This is a genomic window from Desulfuromonas carbonis (assembly GCF_054658035.1).
Window position 1 is genome coordinate 463,469 of record NZ_BAAHXR010000002.1, and the last position, 24,031, is coordinate 487,499.

At 59.9% G+C, this 24,031-nt stretch carries 20 protein-coding genes and 1 other RNA gene; 1 reads left to right on the forward strand and 20 read right to left on the reverse strand.

Annotated elements, in window-relative coordinates:
- Window positions 1-50: 50 nt before the first annotated feature.
- From ACYQ8E_RS04495 to istA, 10 genes are all read right to left on the reverse strand, one after another.
- Window positions 51-596, reverse strand: a complete 546-nt coding sequence (locus ACYQ8E_RS04495; RefSeq protein WP_459860254.1) for a hypothetical protein — start codon at window positions 594-596, stop codon at window positions 51-53.
- On the reverse strand, window positions 593-1,606 hold the full coding sequence (locus ACYQ8E_RS04500; RefSeq protein WP_459860256.1) for an AAA family ATPase: 1,014 nt from the start codon (window positions 1,604-1,606) through the stop codon (window positions 593-595). Before ACYQ8E_RS04500 ends, ACYQ8E_RS04495 begins: the two co-directional genes overlap by 4 nt.
- Window positions 1,607-1,691: 85 nt before the next feature.
- Window positions 1,692-3,455: an ABC-three component system protein gene (locus ACYQ8E_RS04505; protein ID WP_459860257.1), complete on the reverse strand. Its 1,764-nt coding sequence runs from the start codon at window positions 3,453-3,455 to the stop codon at window positions 1,692-1,694.
- Window positions 3,452-3,679, reverse strand: a complete 228-nt coding sequence (locus ACYQ8E_RS04510; RefSeq protein ID WP_408998232.1) for an ABC-three component system middle component 6 — start codon at window positions 3,677-3,679, stop codon at window positions 3,452-3,454. Before ACYQ8E_RS04510 ends, ACYQ8E_RS04505 begins: the two co-directional genes overlap by 4 nt.
- Window positions 3,676-4,458: an HNH endonuclease gene (locus ACYQ8E_RS04515; protein ID WP_459860260.1), complete on the reverse strand. Its 783-nt coding sequence runs from the start codon at window positions 4,456-4,458 to the stop codon at window positions 3,676-3,678. Before ACYQ8E_RS04515 ends, ACYQ8E_RS04510 begins: the two co-directional genes overlap by 4 nt.
- On the reverse strand, window positions 4,455-5,657 hold the full coding sequence (locus ACYQ8E_RS04520) for a restriction endonuclease subunit S (protein WP_459860261.1): 1,203 nt from the start codon (window positions 5,655-5,657) through the stop codon (window positions 4,455-4,457). Before ACYQ8E_RS04520 ends, ACYQ8E_RS04515 begins: the two co-directional genes overlap by 4 nt.
- Entirely contained in the window at window positions 5,654-7,768 is a 2,115-nt protein-coding gene (locus tag ACYQ8E_RS04525) for a class I SAM-dependent DNA methyltransferase (protein WP_459860263.1), read from the reverse strand. The genes ACYQ8E_RS04520 and ACYQ8E_RS04525 overlap by 4 nt, the downstream gene beginning before the upstream one ends.
- A gap of 2 nt (window positions 7,769-7,770) precedes the next feature.
- On the reverse strand, window positions 7,771-8,199 hold the full coding sequence (locus ACYQ8E_RS04530; RefSeq protein WP_459860266.1) for a helix-turn-helix domain-containing protein: 429 nt from the start codon (window positions 8,197-8,199) through the stop codon (window positions 7,771-7,773).
- Window positions 8,200-8,264: 65 nt separating this feature from the next.
- Entirely contained in the window at window positions 8,265-9,020 is a 756-nt protein-coding gene (istB, locus tag ACYQ8E_RS04535) for an IS21-like element helper ATPase IstB (protein WP_066723645.1), read from the reverse strand.
- A gap of 14 nt (window positions 9,021-9,034) precedes the next feature.
- On the reverse strand, window positions 9,035-10,561 hold the full coding sequence (istA, locus tag ACYQ8E_RS04540) for an IS21 family transposase (protein ID WP_066723643.1): 1,527 nt from the start codon (window positions 10,559-10,561) through the stop codon (window positions 9,035-9,037).
- A 393-nt stretch (window positions 10,562-10,954) separates the two neighbouring features.
- Between istA and ACYQ8E_RS04545 the strand changes: the two genes are divergently transcribed.
- A complete protein-coding gene (locus ACYQ8E_RS04545; protein WP_459860268.1) occupies window positions 10,955-11,143 on the forward strand; it encodes a hypothetical protein in 189 nt (62 codons plus the stop codon).
- A gap of 114 nt (window positions 11,144-11,257) precedes the next feature.
- Here the strand turns inward: ACYQ8E_RS04545 and ssrA are convergent.
- The 10 genes from ssrA to ACYQ8E_RS04595 form a co-directional block, all read right to left on the reverse strand.
- Window positions 11,258-11,611: a transfer-messenger RNA gene (gene ssrA / locus ACYQ8E_RS04550) on the reverse strand.
- Window positions 11,612-11,725: 114 nt separating this feature from the next.
- Window positions 11,726-12,184: an SsrA-binding protein SmpB gene (gene smpB / locus ACYQ8E_RS04555; protein ID WP_459860271.1), complete on the reverse strand. Its 459-nt coding sequence runs from the start codon at window positions 12,182-12,184 to the stop codon at window positions 11,726-11,728.
- A gap of 8 nt (window positions 12,185-12,192) precedes the next feature.
- The gene (locus ACYQ8E_RS04560; RefSeq protein WP_459860273.1) at window positions 12,193-12,636 is read right to left on the reverse strand and encodes a SoxR reducing system RseC family protein; all 444 of its coding nucleotides are present in this window, start codon (window positions 12,634-12,636) and stop codon (window positions 12,193-12,195) included.
- A gap of 101 nt (window positions 12,637-12,737) precedes the next feature.
- Complete coding sequence (locus ACYQ8E_RS04565; protein WP_459860274.1) at window positions 12,738-13,991, reverse strand: amidohydrolase family protein; 1,254 nt, start codon at window positions 13,989-13,991, stop codon at window positions 12,738-12,740.
- Between the two features lie 31 nt (window positions 13,992-14,022).
- Window positions 14,023-15,666 (reverse strand): pyridoxal-dependent aspartate 1-decarboxylase PanP, encoded by a 1,644-nt coding sequence (panP, locus tag ACYQ8E_RS04570; protein ID WP_459860276.1) that lies wholly within the window; start codon window positions 15,664-15,666, stop codon window positions 14,023-14,025.
- 2 nt (window positions 15,667-15,668) lie between these two features.
- Complete coding sequence (gene panC, locus ACYQ8E_RS04575) at window positions 15,669-16,523, reverse strand: pantoate--beta-alanine ligase (RefSeq protein ID WP_066729781.1); 855 nt, start codon at window positions 16,521-16,523, stop codon at window positions 15,669-15,671.
- A 67-nt stretch (window positions 16,524-16,590) separates the two neighbouring features.
- On the reverse strand, window positions 16,591-17,394 hold the full coding sequence (panB, locus tag ACYQ8E_RS04580) for a 3-methyl-2-oxobutanoate hydroxymethyltransferase (RefSeq protein WP_066727370.1): 804 nt from the start codon (window positions 17,392-17,394) through the stop codon (window positions 16,591-16,593).
- A 294-nt stretch (window positions 17,395-17,688) separates the two neighbouring features.
- Window positions 17,689-18,273, reverse strand: coding sequence for a flavin reductase family protein (locus tag ACYQ8E_RS04585; protein WP_066727373.1), 585 nt, complete (start codon window positions 18,271-18,273; stop codon window positions 17,689-17,691).
- On the reverse strand, window positions 18,270-23,021 hold the full coding sequence (locus tag ACYQ8E_RS04590) for an NAD-glutamate dehydrogenase domain-containing protein (protein ID WP_066727375.1): 4,752 nt from the start codon (window positions 23,019-23,021) through the stop codon (window positions 18,270-18,272). Before ACYQ8E_RS04590 ends, ACYQ8E_RS04585 begins: the two co-directional genes overlap by 4 nt.
- An 86-nt stretch (window positions 23,022-23,107) precedes the next feature.
- Window positions 23,108-24,022: a peptidylprolyl isomerase gene (locus tag ACYQ8E_RS04595; RefSeq protein WP_066727376.1), complete on the reverse strand. Its 915-nt coding sequence runs from the start codon at window positions 24,020-24,022 to the stop codon at window positions 23,108-23,110.
- Between the last annotated feature and the right edge of the window lie 9 nt (window positions 24,023-24,031).

The following is a 24,031-nucleotide window of genomic DNA, read 5'->3' on the forward strand; positions in this document are numbered from 1 at the left end:
CCTTCGCGCCATGTCAACCGGGGGGAAATATCTCATACCACTGATTCCGGTCATGCCGCTCCTCCCTGTGCAGGAAGGATCAAGCCATGTTGCCTGGCAAGTTCTTCATTGATGACTGCCACCGAGGTCGGGGCGAAACACCAGGTTTTGACAGTGGAATGAAGCGCTTTTTTCAACGCCTCCTGGATCGGAGGCAGCCATGATTCCTGATGACCGTTAATCACCAACACAAACCGTACCCCGGCCTGCGAAAGATCAAGTGTCTTGAACGGGTCGGGCAGTTCCGCCTCGGCCTGTTGGTGACGTTTCAAACAGGAGGCCCAGCCGAGGGAAAAGGCATTGACCAACTTTTCACGGATCTCCGCGATGAATTCATCGAAATTCGGTTGGGTCTCCGGTCGCGGCGTACTCGATTTGGCCTCCACCACCCAAAGGACGGGTGGTTTTCCATTGTCGATACGCAGCAGCAGGAATTCCGCCATTTGCACACCCTGCTGAATATCCGCATAGGTGTTGCTCTTCTCAATGTAAAAACATCGGCCATCGGCATATGGGCCGAAGGTCATCCCGGATTCGACAATCGGCTGTGTGGTCATTTGAGCGCCAACCCCACTTCTTCCTTGTACAGCCGGATCGACTCATCGATGATCGTGTTTTCCGGCATCCCGTCCTTGAGGTTCGCCGTTGTCCACTGGCTGTCATGGGCAGAAATCACCGGAATGGACAAATCCTGTTCCTGAGCGATCAAAAACAGCTTCTTCACCACGAAATAGGAATGACTGGCGAGAAAGAACTGGATGCCGCGTTCGGCCAGCACAGCCACGATATCGAGAAGTTTGGAAACCGCCACGGGATGCAGGGCGGATTCCGGCTCGTCGATAAAAATGATTGAATTCGTGTCAAGATACCGATTGCCAAGCAGGGTATCGAGTATGGCAATTTTCTTGATCCCTTCCGCCGTCACGCCGATGGGAAACTTCTGGTTGCCCTTTTTGAACTGCCAGCGTCCCGACGCCTCGTCATATTCAACACGGCCGCCGAGGATATCCTCCAGGCTCTGCCGCGACTTGGCGAATTCCGCATAATTCTTGCCCATCTTGGGTGACTGGCGCAGCGCCCGGGCAAGATCCAGATAGGTGTCGTCAAAACCGAAGGCCTTATCCTGCTCGCGGGACTTGAGAATGATCTGGTGCAGGGACAAAACTTCCTTCGCAGGGAGGAAAATGGAGTTGCTCGCCCTGGTTTGGACATGGTTTTCCAGCGAGGAGATCTGCTTGGTCGTGTCCTTGCCGAAGCTGTAGATGAAATTTCGGTTGTCGAACTGCACGGTGCAAGACAAGGCCCCGTCCGCGCCCTTGGTCACCAAGTCGCCGATCTTGTCCGGCTGGAAGGTCCAGTACAGCTTTTCAGCCAGAATCTCCGCCGCCGTGCGCTGGTCATCGCCGCGCTTGTACTCCTCCAGCGTCCGCATGGCGCTGTAGAGAGCTTTCAGGAGGAATGTCTTCCCGGTGCCGTTGCCGCCGATTACCAGATTGATCGGCCCGAGCTTCGGCCAATCCAGTCTGGCGAGCGGGCCGAAATTATTGAGTTTGATTTTATTCAGCATAAACCGCCTCCTTTTATCGCGTATCCAAGCCGCAAGGCAGCCATGCCTTGGGTTGAAGCTGTATGTGCCATATTCGTCCAGAAATTCATCTGCCCGGCCTCTCGAAACGTATGCCCAGCAGACTGTCCGACGGCGAAGCATCCGATAATCTCAGACGCACAAATTGTTGGAAGTCAAAACCTTCGGTGAAGTCTGCTTCTGGAACCATATCCGAATTGATGGTGCAGATATATTGACCGCCAAGAGCAGCAGTGATCTCGTGAGCTCGCTCGAATGCCAGCGCCCGTTGCCGAACATCAACGGAGTCGTACATCAAAGTGTCATGAATGAGAAAATCAATACCTCGTCCGCTTTGCATTTGAAGTTGAAGCACCGCAAGATCAAAGCAAAATATTTTCATTTTCTCGATCCCCTCGCTTCCGCTGCGCTCAATATTCACTTGATACTTGTAGCCGGTATCGCCGACATCGATCACCAGCTTGCCGGGTGATTTATAAAGAGCTTGAGAATGTTCATTGAAGAGGCGCACAACTTCAGACCACTTATCCCTTCTCTCCTCATGGTCGCGTTCAGCTGTCTGAACCAAATCGTCCTTCGCCGCTTTTACTTCTCGTTTCGAGGCCTTTAGACTTTTCATCTCGCGCAATCGGGCCTGCACGCGCTCAAGGGCTCCTTGCATCGATACAAATCTCTCTTGCAGTAACGTCATTTCCTGCAGTGCACCGTGGGTTTGAAGAACCTGCATCACCTCGGCACGTAGATCAGTCTTTTCCCTGATACGTGTTTCTCTGTCGTCGATAACCTGCCGAATACGGGTGATTTCAGAACCTAGGAACTCACGACGATTCGATATGATGTCATGGTGAAACGCCTTGGCTCCTTCCAATGTCCGTTTAACTGTGTCCGGGAAAACTAGACCTGCCTCTTCATACAGACGTTCAAGGGATACCGAAGCGGGTGGCTTCTCTTCCTTGATGGATTCTTCATAACGTTTCAAACGGCGCCTATCGGCAACGTTTTGATTGGCGAGTTCGTGAATTTCTGAGGTCAGCCTGTCTGCTTCTTCCTGTACGGATTCATACTGGGGATGGACTTTGAATGTGTCCAAAGCCTGTTTGGCATTGGCAGCTTGCTGCTCAAGTTGAATGCGTTGGGTCTCCAGTTCACCCACGGAGCCGATTGCGCCTTCCATCGCACCCGTCTTGATCGCTTTTTCAAGCGCCTTAGCGCCTTCTTCTTGGTCTTTCAGGCCTTGCCACCGTGCGGCATACTCCCAGTTCATTCCCAGTACATAGGCAGTGTGAAGCTGGATGTCCCATGTCTTCTGTTGCCGGAAATGTCTGAAAGGGCTCGTATAAGCATCTGGGCCAAGGCGCACGAAATAGGAGATCAAACTTCGATAGCTCGGCTTGTAGGACAACTGATCCGACGAACGAGGCAAATCAAAAAATGCCCATCCCAACAACGCTCGCCATCGTTCCGCCTTGTAGACTCGCTCACCAGTCTGATCGTCCAGGTCGGGCTTTTCCGGCCATCCGTCAGTTGCTCCTTCTACGATAATTCGGTTTTGATCCGCCACCGCTCGCGTGACTTTTACTCGATTGCCGCGAAGGGTGATATCAAGAGTGAAGGCCCAAGATTGCAAGGGTTCGATCAGTAACCCCTTGCCTTTGGTCGGACGGCTTCCGAGGCAGAAATCGATAATCTCAAGCAATGTCGTTTTTCCGACCCCGTTTCGAGTATCTTTCTCTGTGGAAGTCTCAGAACGCTCGGCCAATATGACATTAAGTCCCGTGGTGAACTCTACGGGATGAAACGAGCGATGATTGGCAGTTACGCTGTGGATCACGAGGCCCCCCGGCGGATCATGCCTTTGGAAAGATCAATGACCCCGATGATGTATAAGAGATCCAAGGCAAGAACAAACCGTTCAAACGTCCCCACGGAAGGTTCATCCCTCACTTTATCCCAAAGGCTGGTAATGGTCTGTTGCCGTTCAACGTGACGAAGCACAACAGCGCCTACACCGATCAGCGCTTGTCCTTCAGATATGTGCTTCGAAGGAAGAATCATTTCTCAAACACCTCGCAGGCCTCGAATAAGTGAATCAGCACAGCCAATCCGGCAGACCGTTGCGCCTGCCTCTGAAATCCCTGCTGAGCAAAACGACACATCAATTCAAAAAGATTGCCGCCATTCACTCCCTCTTTCTTTAATCGCCAGTACTCTTCCAGAAAACCCGCCTTGAGTCTCTCTGGGAATTCGCTATCTGTCTGGGCGACACTTTCAATGTACCGGGCAACTTCACCTGCAACACCGAGCCCCATGGCAATTACACCCCGTGCATCGCCATCAAGAGCATTCTTTTGAATTTTGTCTTCGATTTTCAAAAGCGAATAATCGCTCGTTACTGCTGAGGGCTGAACAACGGAGGCCCACTGCGTCGCTTCCTGCAATTCAACAAAGCCGATGTCAGAGAACGCATCAAGCAGGGCTTGACGCACCTTTTTCTCGTGCTCAGCTTTAATTGCTTTCAGTCGGTCGACGGGATAGTCCAATTCGCCCTGTGGAATCGTGTCTATTCTTTTGTGGCAAGCGCCACAGAGATATATGAGGTTGTGGTAGCTGTTCCGTTCTGACTCGGTCATCTTTGGGTTGAATCTTGCCGACTTCTGCTTTTTATCCGATCCGCTATTTTCTCCCGCAATGTGGGCTGCCTGACCTTGATTGATGGGATCACCGTTTACACTGTCAATTGACAGCCTACGCCCCTTCTTTTCGCATTCCGGCAAAGCGCATATATCCCCGCTTCTATAGGCGAGAAGAATTTTCGTGGTTGGGCTAACACTCATACCGCCACCTCGCCGTTCATCAGTTTGGGCAGAAGGATATCGCGGGCTGCACCGAGTCGTTTATTGGCAAAGGCGAGTGTTTTCAGCTGGTTTAGTATGGGATCAATAAAGTCGTTGAAAGCACGAAGCAATCCGTCTGGAGGAAAAGGCACAGGATACTGTTGCATCTGCTTCCAGTCGGCGCGCGGCATCTTGGAGCCCTCTTTCATCTGCTGGGCGGTTACAGCTACAAACCCATCGCTGGATGTCGTCATCAGGACAAGCGGCAAAAGGTGCGAATGAACTGGTCGAATTATGATGGCGTCTGAGGAAGCCACTCCATCCTGGAGCGCAATGCCAACCTTATGAAAATACGGCCGAATCTTCCCGAAGAGAATTTCTCCCTCACGGAAACGATGCTTGCTGCTTGTGACCTGTTCCGCTTGCCCCCACTCACAAAGAGCGATTGAGCGGCGAGGCATGTGTTCAAGGCCGATGTACGGGGTATTTGCTTCAAGGGCACTGGGGGAAACGGTCTCACGAACTTCAAAACATACGTCACCGAGAACCTTCTTTTCCCACCCCTCCGGCACGCCATCGATGATTGGGGTGTGTTCGTGGCCGGGGAAGCGGAGGTGGACGAACCATTCCTTGTAGAGCAGCCGCGCCGCCTGCTCCAGCAACTGAATCCGTCGCCGGTTGTTCTCGATCAGGTCGTCGTAGGCGGAGAGGGTATCGCCGATCCTCTTTTGCACATTTAACGGTGGGCATGGAATAGGAAGCCGTTCGGCATCACCAACCCGAACGTGGTCCACTGTCGCTCCGAAACCCATGCCTTTGAATTTGCCTTGGATTTGAGGTGATTGGAGGGCATACGCCAAAAAGTTCCAATCGAGCTTATTGGGATCTGGTCGATAGTGGAAAAGCCTCTGACCAAGAAATACTTTTTCGTCGTTCGAGGTAAACCTACCAACCTCACCAACGGGGGCTTCTCTCGTGAGAACTACATCTCCATATTGCGGTCTCGAACGACGAGTCCATTTGTTGAACACTTCCTCTGTTACGAAGCGCACCTCTTTTAGATCGATAAAACCACCTTTCACATTGGTGGTTCGAATCATTTTGAACTCGGTTTCGTGTTCTACGGTAGGTGCTGTTTTATTGACGCAATCAACCGCAAGTTCGCACAGTTCAGTCACTGGAATCATCGGCCAGGTCATATGCCTAATTCCCCAAAATTCCTCTTGATCGTCTCCGCCAGCCGCACCGCCTCGGCGTTCAGGTCCTCCAACTCCACATGGATGTCGCGCAGGGCCTCCTCGAAGTCGAAATCCTCGTCCTCTTCTTCCGGTGCAACGCCGACATAGCGGCCGGGGGTGAGGCTCCAGTCGTTGGCCTCAATCTCGGCCCGGTCCACCAGCTTGACCAGCCCTTCGACATCGCGCAGTTCGGCCTTGGGGAAGCGTTCGGTGAGCCAGTGGGCCTGTTTCCAGAAGTAGCGCACCTGCTTGAGCTGCTCCACGGCCAGGGCGCGGACATCATCGGCGGCCTTGCGGGCGCGGGTGATGTCGCGGTTCGCCCAAGTATCATTGTCGCGGGCGGCGCATTCTTTCTCACAGGTCTCGATCAGACGGCAGGCGAGCTTGTAGAGCAGGTCGGCCTGCTTGACCAGATCGCGGCTGGTCTCGGCCAGGGTGGCGAGGCGATCTACGGCTTTTTTCAATTCGCCGTTGGTGGTCTTCTGTTGTCCCCATGCCGCCTGCTGTTCGGTGACGGCCTGCCGGAAGGTCTCCACGTCCGCCTTGAACAGCGGGATGGCGTCATCCAGCTCCTTCAACGGTTCAATATGTGGCGCGTCCTTGGCGAGGGTCTTGAGGAAGGGTTCAATACTGTTGCGCAGCGTCGCCAGCACACCGATGAAATCCGGCAACGGTTCGAACGTTTCGCCTTCGTCATCTTTCATGGTGAAGCAGGCCGCGCCCTCGGCCAGCATGCGCCGGCAGTAACCCGCCACCAGGTCGAGATAGCGCCCGGTCTCGCCCCGGTAGAGCCAGACGATGGCCAGCAGGTTCTGCTCCTGCTCGGGGGAAAAGTCGAAAATCTTGCGCGTCACCTTGCGGTAGATGTTGCGGGCGTCGATCATCAGCACCTTGTCGCGGTGCGCTTCCGGCTTGGCGCGATTGAGGAACCAGAGCTCGCAGGGGACGGTGCGGGTGTAGAAGAAGTTGGAGCGGATGGCGACCATGACATCCACGTCGCCGGTCTCCACCAGCTTCTGGCGCACCTTGGCTTCGTCGCGTCCGGAGCTGGAGGCCTGGGACGACATGACGAACCCGGCCCGGCCCTGTTCATTCAGATAGCTGTAGAAATAGCTGATCCAGACGTAGTTGCCGTTGCTGACCTTCCCCTTCTTGTTGACGCCGGGCAGGCCAAAGGGGAGGCGCGGGTCGCTCTTGACCTTGTCGGCGTCGATCTCGTCGACATTGAAGGGGGGATTGGCCATGACGAAGTCGGCCTTGCGCAGCAGCTCGTGCGGGTCTTCGTAGTAGGTGATCGATTTCTGGATGTCGCCCTCCAGGCCGTGCACCGCCAGGTTCATCTTGGCCAGGCGGATGGTGGTGGCGTTCTTTTCCAGGCCGTAGAAGGTGAGCTTCTCGGTGGGGTTCTCGTGCCGCCGCTCCACCACCCGGGCGCTCTGCACGAACATGCCGCCAGAGCCGCAGGCCGGGTCGAGCACCGTGCCGCCGGCCGGTTCGATGACGTTGGCGATCAACGAGACCAGCGACACCGGAGTGAAAAACTCGCCGCCGTCGTGGGCCTTCTGATCGGCGAACTGGGTCAGGAAGTACTCATAGATTCGGCCGAACACATCGCCGGAGACCCGCTTGAGCTCCTCGGGGTTGAGGGTGCGCAGCAGCTGGCCGAGCACCGCGTTGTCGAGTTCCTGATACTCGCTCTTGGGCAGCACGCCGCGCAGGTTCTCGTAGTCGGCCTCGATGGACTCCATGGCGTCGATGATCGCCTTGGCGCGGTCGGCGCTGTCGGGCAGGGCCACCAGGGTGTCGAACTGGGCCTTGGGCTGCAGGAAGATGGCGCTCTTCTGCGAGAAATCCTCCTTGGTCAGCGGCCGGGTCTTGCCGCCACGGGTTGGCAGGCCCGCTTCGATGGCATCCTTGACGCCGAGAAAGCGACTGTAGGCATGGCGCAGGAAGACCAGGCCCATAACCGGCAGGAAATATTCGTTGCTGGCGTAGTTGGAGTTGGCCCGCAGGGTGTCCGCCGCGCTCCAGAGCCGCTTTTCAATGGCTTCGATATGTTCAAGCTGGGCCATGCCTAGGCTTCCTTCCCAAAATACGTTTTATGCAGGGCCTCGCCTTTGTCCCCCAGGCTGCGCAGCAGGCTCTCGATCTTCTCCAGCGCCAGCGGCGACGGCTTGGCACGGTCGTTCTCCCAGCGGTTGATCGTGGGGAAAGTCACGCCGAGCTTGGCTGCGAACTTTTCTTGAGTCAGACCGGTAAGTTCCCGAAGATCACGGACCAGCCTCGCCATGCTGTGTTGCTCGTCCAATGGATTTCTCCTTGCTGAATCTATCTGATGTACTGGCGCACCATTCATAACGCCCGATTTATCACTTGATATATCATCCATGGGGCCGCAAATGTCAAGCGCGACCTTGAAATCCTTACGGAAATTCTCGTGCATCAGGACAATTTCAAATCCCCGTGCGGATTCCGATGAAAGTTGCCAGCCGTTCCAGCGCAAAGTTGCCACTCGTTCCAAGGCAAAGTTGCCAGTGATCGGAGCGTAGCGACGCTGGAGTTTTTGTCTTACGCCAAGTTGCCGATCGGGTCAAGCTGGGATCGCCGTTTGCGCATCGATTCTCCTTTCAAGGTGAGCCGGTAGGCGTTGTGGATGAGGCGGTCGAGGATGGCGTCGGCGACCGTCGGATCCCCGAGGTAGTCGTGCCAGGCTTCGACCGGAAGCTGGCTGGTGATCAGGGTCGAACGCAGATTGTGGCGGTCCTCGAGGATTTCGAGCAGATCGCGGCAACCGGCGGCGGTCATGGGGGCGAGCCCCCAATCGTCGAGGACGAGCAGTTGAGTCTTGGCGACTCTATCCATCATCTTGGGGTAGCGGCCGTCGGCCCGCGCGAGGGCCAGTTCCTCCAGGAAGCGGGGCAGGCGCAGGTAGAGGGTCTTGCAGCCGAGGCGGCAGGCCTTGTGAGCCAAGGCGCAGGCGAGGTAGCTCTTGCCGACGCCGGTGGGGCCGGTGATGAGAATGTTGTGGCCCTTGGCGAGGTAGCGACCGCCGGCCAGCGCCAGCACGAGGTCGCGGTCGAGTCCCCGGGGTGCCCTCCAGTCGAGGTCCTCGATGCAGGCGCTCTGACGCAGCCGGGCCGTGCGCAGGCGAGTGGTGAGCCGGCGGCTGTCGCGCTCGGTCTGCTCGCGGTCGACCAGCAGGCCGAGGCGCTCCTCGAAGCTCAAGGCATCGGCGGTCTCGCTAAGGCGCTGTTCCTGAAGGGCCTTGAGCATGCCGGTCAGCTTGAGGGCGCGCAGTTTGTCGTCGGTGGGGTGGCTGAGCATGGTGGTCTCCTTGGTCAGTGGTAGTAGCCGGCGCCGCGGATGTTGTCGTGACTCGGCAGCAATGAGAGTTGGGATTCGGTGGACTCGGGGAGCGACTGGCGGTCCAGTCCGGTTTTGAGGATCGAGGCGACGCTCTTGAGGCGACAGGCGTTTGTTGCCAGGGCCCGCTGGCAGGCCGCTTCCAGGCGCTCGGGCGTGTAGGTCTTGGCCAGCCGGATCAGCCCCAGGACGCTGCGGTAGCCCTGCTGGGGATGGGCCCGTGAGGCCAGGATCTTCTCTGCCAAGGCGGCGGTGTGCGGTCCGGTTTTGGCCGCCCAGGAAACCAGGCGCTGCGGCGTCCATTCGGCATACTCCCTGTGGCTTTTGGGCATGTGCTCGCCGAGAGTGGTGTGGCGACCGCGCTCAGAGGAGCGGACATGGGAGGCCACCCGTTGCCCTTTGTGCAGAAATTCGACGGTGGTCGCCGTCAGGCGCACGTCGAGCTGCTGCTTCACCAGCACATACGGGACCGAGTAGTAGTGGTGGTCGACTTCGGCATGGTAATCGATGTTGACCCGCGCATGGCGCCATTCGGCGAACGTATAGGGGGTCGCCGGCAGAGGATTCAGAGCCGGACGTTCCAGGGTGTCGAAGAGCTGCTGGCGGCAGCCGGGAAGCTTCTTGAAGGGGCGCCGGTTGAGGTGCTCCACCAGCTCCCGAATGGCGGCGTTGGCCTCGGCCAGACTGAAGAAGGTACGGTTGCGCAGCCGCGCCAGGATGAAGCGCTCGGCGACCAGAACCGCCGCCTCGACCTTGGCCTTGTCTTTGGGTTTGCGCACCCGCGCCGGAATCACCGCGCAGCCATAGTGAGCGGCCAGCTCCGCATAGGTGGGGTTGATGTCCGGTTCGTAGCGGCAGGGTTTGGAGACGGCGCTTTTCAGGTTGTCCGGAACAACGATCTCGGGCACTCCGCCGTAGAAGGAGAAGGCCCGGACATGCGAGCCGATCCAGTCCGGCAGCCCTTGGGTCCAGGTGGCTTCGGCAAACGTCTGGGAACTCGCCCCCAGGGCCGCGACGAACAGTTGCGCTTCGCGGATCTCGCCGGTGCGGCGGTCGACGATCGGCAGGGTCTGGCCGGTGTAGTCGACAAACAGCTTCTCGCCGGCTTTGTGCACCTGACGCATCGACAGACGCAGTTTGCCGGACCACTCACGGTACAGATCGCAGAAACGGCTGTAGCGATACCCCTCGGGATGGCTGTTCTGGTATTCCTCCCAGAGCAGCCCCAGGGTGACGCCCTTGCGCTTGAGTTCCTGATGGATGGTCGCCCAGTCGGGCATGGGGCGCTGGTCGGCGGGAATGACTGGCGCTGGCGGAAAGAGCAACTGTTCAAGTCGGGTTTCGTCCAGATTCTCTGGCAGCGGCCAAGACAACCCGGCGTGAGCGGCGCGTCTCAGAAATTCGCCCACCGTGGTGTGTGACGTGCCGACGGAGCGGGCGATGGCCCGCTGTGTCAGGCCGGCTTCGTAATGCAGACGCAGAACGTCCTTGATCTTGCGCATGGATAACCTCGTGTGTGCCAATGGGACCACCTCCTGGAAAAAGTCCAGAAGGTTGTACCCCGCGGTTACCCAGCGTCGCGAGAACTTTGATCAGTCTGACAGATTCACCGACCTCTTCCGCTCAAACTGGAAAGTTTGGATCGGAACGGGTGGAAACCTTGCGTCGGAATGACTGGCAAGTTTGGATCGGAATCAGTGGCAAGTTTGCATCGGAATCGGTGGAAAGTTTGGCTCGGAATACGCATCCCCGCCGACACATCCCAACGCCACCCGGTAAGTAAGGTGTCATGGGAGCAGTCACAAAAAAAATTCAGCCACCGCCCGACACTTTCTCCGTCTCTCCGGTAAGTAAGCGGGGAAGCAATCAGAATTCACAACGAGGAGCGACCGACCATGGACATCAACGATCTGTTTGACGGAATCATGAAGAGTATCAACCAGTTTGCCGATGAAATCGCCGAACAGCGGTTGCAGGAAAAAATGCAGGAGTCCGGACGAGGTCCGGAGAATGGGGGTAAGAATGCGGAGAATTTTGAGGGGAAAGAGAAGCGGGGTATGACGGATTTCCCAAAAAGGGAGTGATCGGGGCGGTAGCGCCGACACACTGAAAGCGACGCAAGTCGCTGACAATACGCAGAAAAACAAAACCCGTCCAATAACCGGACGTGGTTAGTGGACGGGTTTGTCTTTTCTAAATGGTGGAGGTGGCGGGAATCGAACCCGCGTCCGAAAATCATCCACGTAAGGCTTCTACATGCGTAGTTCGTGTTTTGCTTTAACCCTTAAGACTCCCACGAACAGGATTCCCTTCGGGTGAGCCTGCTTTAGTTTCGCCCCCGGACCACAGGCCTTCCGAGAACTATCCCGCTAAATTGACGTCTTCGACCCTACGCAGGAACTCAGGCAAAAGACGTGACGGCAATTAAGCCGCCAGTGCGTAACGAACGTCGTTGTCGGCGTTTGTATGTGTGCCAGTTTTTTAACGAGGCCAACTGGCGTCCCCGGCATGCCACCTTCGCTTCCTATTCCCGTCGAAACCTGGGCACCCCCTTGAAATCAGTTCTGAGTAATGAGCGATGAGTTCCGAGAATTGGCTTTAAGCAATTTCCGAAACCCGCGGAATTTTCTTATTTATCTCATATTTCCAGGAAAAGCGCAAGGCGCTCAGCGGTCGCGATCCTTGATCACCTTGGCCATCTCCCGTACCGCTTCCTTCTGTTTGAGGGTCTCGCGCTTGTCATGCAGCTTCTTGCCGCGACCAACGCCGATCTCGACCTTGACCCGGCTCTCCTTGAGATAGATCTTGGTCGGGACCAGGGTCAGGCCCTTCTGCTCGCTGAAACGCCAGAGCTTTTCGATCTCACTCTTGTGCAGGAGCAGCTTGCGCACCCGGGTCGGATCGCCGGGATTCTCCCGGTTCCCCTGTTCGTAGGGGCTGATATTCATGTTGTTGATGAAGACCTCGCCCTCCTTGATGCGGCAAAAGGCCTCCTTGAGATTAACTTTGCCAAGCCGGATCGACTTGACCTCGGTCCCCATGAGGACGATACCGGCCTCGAAGACCTCGTCGATAAAGTAGTCGTGGTACGCTTTCTTGTTGCTCGCGATGATCTTGATGCCCATGGGGGATATCAGTCTTCCTGGAGAATTTCCACCACACGGGGCATGGTGAGATCCCGGGGAATGGCGCGGGAACCGACCCGGATCAGGACAAAGGAACCGCAGAGAAAGGCGATGCCGATAATGGCCGCCAGCAGGTCGGGGTCAGGAGGGATAGCGAGGTAGCCGCCGAGGAATTTGCCGCTCATCGCACCGAGGAGGAGAAAGAGGAGCGGCACGATATAGAGAATAAAGGAGGACTGGAGGAAGGTCCGGGAACTGGTGGCCAGCTTTACCCGGTCCCCGACCCTGGCGCCAAGGAGGTTGAGAGCCTCGACCATGCGGCTGCGGCCGTCGCTGCCGACCTGGCAGCTCTCCATCGAGGCGCAATGGGAACAGAAGCTCTGCTTTTCGCAGAGTACCGTAGCGATCCCCTTCCCTTTCAATTCAACGACGCTGCCGACTTCTTCGATCATCGCTTCCTTGCTCCTGATCCGATCTGTACCGATTGTAGCATGCTCCGCCGCAGCTCCGACAGGGCCGGGATTATAGCCGCTCAGTTTCTGCTTGGCAAGATTTACCGACCATCGAGAACAAGCTGAAAGAGATCCGCGCCGCAGCCGCTGCAGAGGTAGTCATACATTTCCGCCGGGGCCGGCCTTGAGGTTGGCCGCAGTACCTGGAAGTGAGCGCCCCACCCCGCTGCCAGGCTTCCCATTTCTCCCTGCAGGTCGAGGGCGTGGCTGCCGCCGAGGATCGCCATCTCGAGGAGTTGCTGCGGGCTGACAGCCGCTCCGAACCAGCTGCGGGCAAAGGCAAGTTCGTCCCAGATCGAAAGGGTGCCGTTGCTGGCGAGGCTGTCACTCCCCAGCGCCGGCAGAAGGCCGGCGGCCAGGTACTTATCAAGGGGCGCCCTGCCGACTTCGAGCCGGGCATTGGACCGCGGGCAGAGCACCACCCGTGCCCCGCTCCTGGCAATGAGCTGAATGTCGCTGTCATCGACCTGCACGCCGTGTACCAGCAATACCCCGGGATGCAGACCGCCAAGCCTCTGAAGGTAAGCGACGGGCGAAACACCTGCCGCAGGAGGGAGCAGGTTGCCCCAGCCGGCAAGGGGATAAAAGCGCTGTGCCAAGGGCCCGCTCAGATCACGGAAAAATGCGGATTCCTCTGCAGACTCGGCCAGGTGAATCATGACCGGAACCGACTGTTGGCGACCGAGGTCGAGGCTTTGCCGCAGATACTCGGCATCGAGGGTGTAGGGAGAGTGGGGGGAAAGACCATAACCGGGATGCCCCACCGGAGACTCCCCAAGGATGCGGTTGGCCTCGGTCAGCAGCGGATCGAAGCGGTCCCGGGTGCGCCCGAGCAGTTCGAGGAAGATCCGCCCCCGCAGGGGAGAACCGGCATAGGCCTGGCGCGCCGGGAAGTGGCTGAGAATGTCGCCGACGGCGCCAGTACCGGCCTGCAGGGAACGCCGGATCCCTTCGGCGAGGGAGGTGGCGTAGGCTTCCCTGGGGAGGGTGCGCTTGACCTTCACCACCTTGAGGATCCAGTCGACAAAACTGTCGGCCTGGCGGGTCTCCCCGGCAGCCGTGGCCCAGTCGGGGAAATTGGTCAGTTCAAGGTGGGTGTGGGCGTTGATCAGGGGCGGCAGCAGGATGGCGTCACCGAAATCGGTAACCGCGGCGTCGGGAAACTGTCGCATCATTTCCCGGCGGTGACCGACGGCGACAAGGCGCCCGTTCCGAACGCAGAGAGCGCCATCGTCTAGCGGCGGAGCGACCATCGGCAGCAGGGTGCGGGCCAGGAAAAGTCGGGGGCTTTTCATCGGTCACCTGAAACCGTAGGACCGATGGGTCCTAGGAGAGGCAGAAGGACTCCAGCTGGTCGAGCAGGGAACGAACCTCGGGTTGCTGGACGATCGCGCACTGCTCCTCGAGGACCTCCGACAGAATGGCGTCGGTCGTCAGCGGATTGGCGAGAACCACCCGAAAGACAGTGATCTCTTTGCCTCCGTAGGCCGGAACCCGCAGCCGGGTGCGGGAAACAAAGGTCTTGCCGGCTTCACGCTCGATTTTTTGCACCAGCTGGTTGACCTGGTCGAGGAGCTTGTTGATGCGGCAGCGCTCGGCAGCGGGGGCACCGGCGAGGGCCCGCTGAAGCGGCTGCGGGCAGTAGCGATAGGTCAGGATATTCAACTCCGGATCGCTGGTCAGTTCAAACTCGGGGTGCTGACGAATCAGGGCGGCAAAGGTTCGTGCCCGTTCGATCCCCAGGTCGATCAGGAGTTCATACCCCTTGCGACCGATGATCGAGAGACCGGCGTGGACCAGCATCGCCTTTCCCGGCCGCGACCCTTCGAGGGTGTGGCTGCCGAGGTCCTTGGAGCCATGGCGCAGGATGTAGGCCGCATGATGCTCAATGGCAGAGAGGGCGGTCGGGTCCTTGAAGACCACCATCCCCGCCCCCATCGGCACATAGAGCTGCTTGTGGGCATCGATCGTCACCGAATCGGCCCGCTCGATGCCGTCAAGCAGCTGCCGATGCCGGCTGGAAAAGAGGGTCGGTCCGCCCCAGGCGGCGTCGACGTGGAAGTGGCAGCCCAGCTCTGTGGCGAGGTCGGCCATAGCTGCAAGCGGGTCGACATTGCCGGTTTCCGTCGTCCCGGCAATGCCGACCAGCGCCAGCGGATGAATATTCTCTTCTTCCTGCAGCCGCCGGCACTCCTTGCGCAAAAGATCCAGGTCGATCCGGTTCTGGTCATCGGTCTCGACCAGGACCAGGTTGTCGCGACCGATGCCGAGCAGGTCGGCGGCTTTGCCCAGAGAATAGTGGCCGCGCTTCGAGACCAGGATCGCGACCCCGTCCCAGCCCTTGTATTTGAGGGCCCGGGCGAGCCCTTCGCGGGCAATGCCGTGGAAGGAGCCGTCGGCGGCAAAGAGGCGGTTGCGGGCGACCCACAAGGCGGTGACATTGGCGATGGTACCGCCGGAGCAGAAGGCGCCGAGGGCGTGGCGACTGTCATGAATCCAGCGACGGTAAAAGGGATCGCTCCCCTGGTAGACGAGGCGATGGAGCATCGCCAGCACCTGGCGCTCCAGCGGGGTGAAGGCCTTGGAGGTCTCAACCTTGACCAGGTTCTGGTTCAATGCGGTCATGATCCGCGACAGCGGCAGCATGAAGTACGGCAGAGCCGAGGTCATATGGCCGATAAAACCGGGAGCCGCGGTATGGACCGACTGGGCGACCAGTTTCTCCTGCACGAACTCGGTATAGGTGGAAACGAAGGTCGGCTCTTCGGGTATCTGCGAGGAGGAGAAATCGGCCTCGATCTTCTCGAGACTGTGCTCCAGGGCGACGATGTGGGTCTGGAGGAAGCCGGTCACATCGTCGGTAATCGCCTGGTCGATGGCACCGAGGGTCGAGTCGGGGGCCTCGGGGACCGTGAAGATACGGTAGAGGTTTTCCAGGGTCGCCCGCGCTGCGTCTCGGTTTTTGGCCATGGTCAGTTCGTCCCGGAGAGGAGAAAGCCGTTGTCGATCAGCCGGGTCTTGCCGATAAAGACCGCCATCAGCAGGACTGAGTCGCTGTCGACCTCCTCCTGCTCCTGCAACGTGTGCTGGTGGCAGATCTGCAGGTAATCGATGCGCACTGCACTGGCCGCAGCGATCAGGGTTGAGAGTTCGGCAAGAATCTGGTCACTCGCACGCCTTCCCGCAGCCACCATTTCCCGGGCCCGTGCCAGGCCCCGGGAGAGGACCAGCGCCTGCTCCCGCTCGGTGGGCGAGAGGTAGACATTGCGGGAACTCATCGCCAGACCGTCGGCTTCGCGGACAATCGGCATGCCGACGATTTCCATCGGGATATTGAGATCGAGGGTCATCCGGCGAATGACAGCCAGTTGCTGGAAGTCCTTGCAGCCGAAGAAGGCGAGGTGCGGCTGCACCAGGTTGAACAGCTTGCAGACAACGGTGGTGACACCACGAAAATGACCGGGGCGACTGCGGCCACAGAGGGTGTCGGTCAGCCCCTCAACGTTGACGTAGGTCGCATAGCCGGGCGGGTAGATTTTTGCCGGTTCGGGATAGAAGAGGAGATCGACACCAGCCGCACGGGCGAGAGCGGCGTCCCGTTCGAAATCCCGCGGATAGGCATCGAGGTCTTCATTGGCGCCGAACTGGGTCGGGTTGACGAAGATCGACAGGACGAGAATATCGCCCGCTTCCCGGCCCGCTTCGAGGAGCGAGATGTGCCCCTGGTGCAGATAGCCCATGGTCGGCACAAAGGCGAGACGACGCCCCTCCTGACGCAGGTCGAGGCAGATCTTCTGCATGCGCTGATTGTCTTGTATGATTTCCATCGCTTCGAGGTTCAGGGAAAAAGCCTCCCGGCGCTTTTCCAGCAACCCCTCTCCTTTCTGCGGCGGTCTAGAAACTGTGCTCCTTGCCCGGGAAATCCCCCCCCTTGACCTCGCGGATATAGCTGTCGACCCCTTCGCTGATCAGGCTGGCCACGTCGGCATAGCGCTTGACGAATTTGGGGGAGTACTTTTCGCAAAGGCCGAGGATGTCGTGGATCACCAGGACCTGCCCGTCGCAGCCGGCCCCGGCGCCGATGCCGATGGTCGGGATCGGGACTGCCGCGGTTATTTCGTCGGCAAGCCGGGCCGGAATTCCTTCGAGGACGATGGCGCAGGCGCCGGCCGCGGCGACCGCCCGGGCATCCGCCAGCAGTTGCCGGGCCTGTTCGTCTTCCCGTCCCTGCACCCGGTACCCGCCCATGCGGTGAATCGACTGGGGAGTGAGCCCGATATGCCCGACGACGGGGATATCCATGGCGACGATCGCCGCGATGGTCGCGGCGACATTTTCGCCCCCCTCGAGTTTGACGGCCTGGGCGCCCCCCTCTTTGATCAGGCGCCCGGCGTTGCGCCGGGCCTCGGCCAGGTCGACCTGGTAGGAGAGGAACGGCATGTCGGCGACCACCAGGGCGTGATTTGTCCCGCGGCGCACCGCGCGCGTGTGATAGATCATCTCCTCCATCGTCACCGGCAGGGTGTTGTCATAGCCGGCGACGACGGCGCCGACCGAATCGCCGACCAGGATCATGTCGATCCCGGCCTGGTCGAGCAGCCGGGCAAAGGGATAGTCGTAGGCGGTGAGGACGGCGATCTTTTCACCGTCGGCCTTCATGCGCTGAATATCGATTATGGTGACCGGTTTTTTCTTCATAGCTCTTTCCTGAATTGCCGCCTGGAACGAAAAAACCTTTCGGAACAGGTCCGAAAGGCCAGAAAATTTCCGGTCCCGCCGGTATTCGATGCCACCGGGAGCCAGTTTTGCCTTCCGTCCCGGTCCGCGGATCCAGGCGGTCTTGGATGAGTTGAAAACCACCGATCATGGCCTGCTCCGGTACGGGTCCCGGGCGGATCGCGGTCTTCAAAAAAGCGTTCTAGTCTATAGCATGGTGCTGGCGCCACTGTAAAGAGATATCACCGGGGCGCGCCAGGGGTCCCGCTCGCCTGCTTACGATCTGGTCGCAAAGAATCGCCTGCCGTCGCTGTAGGCGGTTCCGATCTTCCCTCCCAGACCCCAGTATTCACGAATACCCCCAAGGTAGACCAGCGGGGCGACCAGGTGCGGATCAATCCGGCCAGTGCTGTCAATAGCCGCGGCGGCGACCTGGATATCGAGGATTTCGCCGAGCAGCAGGCGGTAGTCACCGAGAACCACCTCGCTGGCGACCCGGCACTCGACACACAACGGGGATTCCGCCACCGATGGCGCCTTGATATGGGTTCCCGGCTGCGGGGTGAGACCGGTAAGGTTGAATTTTTCGTGATCCCGCCCCGAGGCCAGGCCGCAAAAGTCGGCAGCCGCCATCATCGATTCGGGGACAAGGGAGACCGAGAATTCGCCGCTGACGGCGATATTGGCATAGGACTGGCGCCCATGATGGAGGGAGAGGGCCAGGGTGGGCGGCGTCTTGCTGACGACACCGACCCAGGAAGCCGCCATGAGGTCACAGGCACCGTTGCTGTCGACGCTGCCAACCAGAGTCATCGGCTGCGGGAAAAAGGTGATGCCGGGGCCGAGAGAGGTGCGGATCATTTGCGGGGCTCCTTGAAGTTCTCTTCATCAATCAGGGCCTCAAGGGCCCGGGAGAGGACGGTAAAGGCGTGAAAGTTGGCCGGCCGGCTCCCCCGCAACGCCTCGCGATGGGCCTGGTAGGCGCGAAACGGAGCGCGGCGGCCGGTGAAATAGGCGTCCGGGTTGCCGGCGCTTTTCGCCAGCACCTGCAGGGTGAGCTGGAAGGCTCCGCGCTGGAAGGCGGCGCCAAGAGCCTGGCGCGCCAGGCGGTCCCAGCGGTCGCGCAGCGGTACCCCGTCCAGCCCGGCGACGAGAAGATCGATTCCGAGCCGGTCGCGAACCTCGGTAAAGGTCTGGGAGACCGAGAAGAGATCGCCGCCGCTCTTCTCCAGCAGTTCGACCAGCGGAACGAAATTGCCAAACCAGCCGAGACTGGCGATGCGCTGCGCCGTTTCCGGATCAAAACCGTTCTTCTCGAGGTCGGCTGAGCGCTCACGACATTGGCTCCAGTCCTCCTCCCGGAGCAGCCCGCCCAGGGATTTGCGGTATTGGGAGACCAGTTCCCGGTAGTGATCCAGCGCTCCGGCCTCCGCGACGACGGGGAGATAGCGCATCAGCGCCCACTCGCACATGACACCCAGCACCTGTTCGATTTCCAGCAGCAGGCGATACTGCTCTTCGATCGGCAGCTTGGTGCCGACAGTCTCGATTGCCTGGCGCATCTCCCTGCCGCCGAGCGCGCCGTCAAAGACAAGGTAGGTCTCCACCACCCGCTCCAGGGGCGCACCCGACTGCTTCGCCAGCTGGTTGAGTACTGCAGAACCGGCCTGGCCGACAAGCTCGTTGGTCAGCACCGTAGCGCAGATCTCCCGGGCCAGCGGGTGTTGCGACAACTCATCGCCGTAGCGCTGCACCACCGCCGGGGGGAAATAGGAGGCCAGCCGCTCCTGCAACGCTTCCCGGTCGGGAAGATCGCTCTCGAGCAGGGTGGCGTAGAGCTGCATCTTGCTGTAGGCCATGAGGATGGCCAGTTCCGGTCGACTCAGCACACCCCCTTCCCGGGCCAGCACCTCCTTGACCGTCGGCAGGAATTCCCCGCGACGATCGAGGAGACCGGCCTGGGTCAGGCGGTCGGTCAAGACAAAGAAGGGTTCGTTATCGACCGCACAGCGGCGCTGATCGAGGGAGAGGCAAAGCCCCTGTTGCCTGTTGTTGGCAAGGACCGCCTCGACCACATCGTCGGTCAATTCGGCCAGAAACCGGTTGCGCTCCTCGCTGCCGGAAAGTTCGCCCCGGCTGAGCACCCCCTGCATCAGGATCTTCAGGTTAACCTCGTGGTCGGAGCAGTCCACGCCCCCCGAATTGTCGACGGCGTCGGTATTGATGCGCCCGCCGTGGAGCGCATACTCGATGCGCCCGCGCTGGGTGAAACCGAGGTTCCCCCCCTCCCCGACCACCTTGGCGCGCAATTCGGCGCCATCGACCCGCAGGGAATCATTGGAACGGTCCCCCGCGTCCTCGTGTTTTTCGGGGCTGGCCTTGACATAGGTGCCGATACCGCCGTTCCAGAGCAGGTCGACCTCGGCGCAGAGCAGAAGGCGAATCAGGCCGGAGACATCGATCCGGTCATGGCGCACACCCAGCCAGCGCCGCACCTCCTCGGAAAGAGGAATCTCCTTGGCGTCCCGGGGGAAGATCCCCCCTCCCGGAGAGATCAGCGCGCGATCGTAATCGTCCCAGGAGGAGCGCGGCAGGTTGAATAAGCGCTGCCTTTCGGCAAAGGAAGTCTTTGGGTCCGGGTTCGGATCAAGGAAGACGTGGCGATGATCGAAGGCGGCCAGCAGGCGAATCTCCGGTGACAGCAGCATGCCGTTGCCGAAGACATCGCCGCTCATGTCCCCGATGCCGACCACAGTAAAGGCTTCCTTCTGGATATCGACACCAAGCTCCTGAAAATGACGCCGGACCCCTTCCCAGGCCCCCCGCGCCGTGATGCCGAGATCCTTGTGGTCATAGCCGTGCGAGCCGCCGCTGGCAAAGGCATCATCCAGCCAGAAGCCGTAGTCGCGGCTGATGGCGTTGGCGGTATCGGAAAACTGTGCCGTCCCCTTGTCGGCGGCGACCACCAGGTAGGGGTCCAGATCATCGTAAGCCACGATCCCGTCCGGGGTGACAACCTTCCCTTCCACCCGGTTGTCGGTCAGGTCGAGCAGGCCGCGCATCAGCACCTGGTAGGCCGCACGGGAGAGCCGGGCCCCCTCTTCGCGGCTGGTGACCGCTTGCTTGATCACAAATCCGCCTTTGGAGCCGACCGGCACGATCAGCGCGTTTTTGGTCATCTGGGTCTTCATCAGGCCGAGGATCTCGGTGCGAAAATCGTCCGGCCGGTCAGACCAGCGAATGCCGCCGCGCGCCACCTTGCCACCACGGAGGTGGATTCCCTCCATGCTGGCCGCATGGACATAGATTTCGAAGAGGGGGCGCGGCGCCGGCATCTCGATAATGCCGAGGGCGCTGATCTTGAAAGCGAAAAAGTAGTCGTCCTGCTCGCGGCGCGAGAAGAAGTTGGTGCGGACCGTGGAATCAATGAGATTGAAGAGGGTGCGCAGGATACGGTCCTCGTTGGGGTCGGCAACCGCTTCGAGCAGGGCGACGAGTTCCTGGCGCAGGGGGGAGAGCCCCTCCTCTTCCCGCCGTGCCAGGTCCTCCCAGCGCGGGTCGGGGAAAAAACGGGCGGCAAAATAGTCGTAGAGGAGACGGGCCACCTCGGGATTGTTGATCAGGGCAAAGGCGACCCGTTTTTTGGTGAAAGGAGAACCGAGCTGGAAATAGTAGTTCCGGTAACCACGAAAGACATCGATCTGCTGCCAGTCGAGGCCGGTCGGAATCAGCAGGCGATTGAGGTAGTCGTTTTCAGCGGCCCCGCGATGGAGGGCAAGAAAGGCCTCGAGCAGGGGTTTGCGCAGTGCGGCGAGATTGGGATGTCCGGCCTGGGCCCCGCGCACGGCAAAGCTCTTGATATAGACCGGATGCGGGTCCGGGGTCAGGGAAAAGTCGACCTCGTCGATCACACAGAGGCCGAGATTTTCCAGGATCGGCATCAGGTCATTGAGATATTTTTCACTGAGGCTGTAGAACTGGAGTCGGAAGTATTCTCCCCCCGGGTCGGGGAACGGCCCCCAGAGGTCAACCCGATCGGCGCCGTCGGTGAGCAGCTTTTCGACCACCTGCAGGTCGCGCATGGCGAACCGGGGATGCACCAGGGTCCGGTATTCCCGGCTGAATGTTTTCCCGTAGCGGCGCCAGAGCCGACGTCCGCCCTGCTCGCCGAAGGCATGGTTGATCTGGCGCTGCAGGCGCTCGTCCCAGGGCCGAACCAGGCGGGTCAGGCCACGTTCCAGGCGGGTCTGGTCGATGTGCAGCTGCTCGGCCCGGGGACGGGCGGAAACATGCAGGCTGAGGTAATCACTGGAGATATGTATCACCCGGGAAGCAAGGTCGTCGGCCTGCAGGGCGCGGCCGAGAAATTTTTCGATCCGCGCCAGGTTGTCGCTGCCGTAAAACTCCCGCGGCATGATCAGTAACAGGGTCAGGCCGCGCACCGCGAGACTGCGGGTGATGACCACCTTGACGCTGCCATGGCGATAAATCTGGGTGAAGGAGCGCAGTACCGAAACCAGTTCGTCTGCGGAGATAAAAAAGAGCTCGACCTTGGGAAAGGTATTCACGATTTCCATGGTCTTGCGCCAGTCGTGGCAATCGCGGGGAATGCCGAGGCGGCCGAGGGCCGCCTCGATGCGCTGGCGCAGGGCCGGGATGGTGTCGTTCGGCGCATTGGTGCTCTGTTCGGAGAAGAGTCCCCAAAAGGCATGTTCGAACCGCTGTCCGTCCCGTTCCTCGAAAAGACCGATATAGACCAGGTTGTCATTCGCCAGGATCGGGCTCGGCAAGGTGGTTGTTTCGACCACCAGACGATGCTGACGCTGCAATCGCTGGCAGGCGTCCGGGTCGGGCGGCAGGTTCACCAGCCCAAGAACGCTGCCAGCAACCTCAGGCAGGGGATCGACCGGCTCGCCTTCGCAATCGGTCAAAAATTGCCGATAGGCAAAGGGGATGTAACTCCCTTCCTGCAGCCAGTGAATAAAATCCCGTTCCGACTTGACGGTGCAGGCATCGCCAAGTCGGGCCAGGACCGACTGCATCGCCGGCCGCGCAGCCTGTACCACGAGAGCGGCTTCGAGTCCGGCCAGGGTCACAGCCCGTACCGAATCGCCCTGCTGGTCCTGGAACCCCTGCAGTAGAATGACAATCAGCGATTCCCTTTCCCCGGCCCCATCCAGCGGTCCAATGCTGCTGATCCGGCCAGCACTGCGGTCGATGGCGAGGAGCGGGTGGCTGACGACCTGGAAGGAAATGCCCTGGCGCACCAGCCCGGCCTGGACCGTATGCACCAGGTAGGGGGCGTCGACCGTATTGGTCAGGAGCAGGCTGCGGTCGCCGGGCAGGGGGTAAAAGGCGACCGCAGGCTCACCCGCGGGATGTTCCAGAAACCGGAATATTCCCAGCAGGAATTGAGCGAGTTCGGGGGGAGCGAGGGGGAGCAGGAAAAAGGGAGGGGTGCTGGCCTGGAGGAGGTCGGCAAGAGCAAGCAGAAGTGGCCGCGCTCCAGGATCGACTTCCTCGACGGCGAGCTGCCGGGCGGCGCTGATCTTGGCAACGAGATCGTCAGCATTGGCGGGTTCGGTAGCATTTTCGAAGATAACGCGCATGATTCCACTCTTCGTTGAGGGGGAATGGAGCTGCCGTTACTGCACCGCCCGTCGTGGGCGGCGACCGTGCCCTTAAGCTTAGGTGATCATCCGGGACTTGACAAGGAGGAGGGCCAGGGGAGTGTGGCGTCGAAAAGACGGATGTCGGCAGCAGCAATCAGGTCGCGGACCAGCGCCTGCAACGCCTGGTTGCGACGTTCTTCATGCAGTTTTTGCCGCAGTTGCGGCAGGGCCTCCTCCCGGGAAAGAGGCCTTGCCTCTTGTCGCTCGAGCACCAGGACCAGATGCCAGCCGAACTGGGTGGCGACCGGACCTCCAATGGCGCCGGCCGGGAGGTCAAAGGCAAGATCCTCGAACTCGGGAGCCATCGTCCCGCGCCGGACCCAGCCGAGGTCGCCGCCGGAAGCGGCACTCGGGCAGGCGGAATGCTGGCGCGCCAGCGCAGCGAAGTTTTCCGGAGTGGCTTCGGCAGCAAGGGCGGCGCACTTTTGCCGCGCCGGCGCCGATTGTCCGCCCGGATCCCGAATCAACAGATGGGCAGCCCTTATTTTAAGGGGCATTTGCAACCGCGGGCCCTGCTCGTTCCAGGCCCGCTCCAGCTCGGTTGCCGTCGGCGGGGCCAGCTCGGCGAGCTGCCGCTCACAGAAGAGATTGACGGTGAGGTCCTGGCGCAGCATGCGAAAATGGTCAGCGGGCGAAATCCCCGCCTTGGCGAGGGTCGCGAAAAATTCTTTGGCGCTGGGAAAGTTGGCACACAGGCGCTCCTGTTCGGCTTCAATTGCCGGGACCGGGGCGACGATCCCGCCGGCAAGAGCCTGCAGAAAGAGGAGCTGCCGGGCAAGGAGCTGTTCCAGGGCCAGTTCGGTCGCCTGCCGCAACTGTTCGGCGCTGAGCTGGTCCATACTCTTGCGATAATGCTGCAGGGCATAGCCCTGAATGGCATTGTCGAGGTCGTTCCGGGTCAGGGGCTGGCCATTGACCCTCGCGATGATGTCGGGCATGAAACCTCC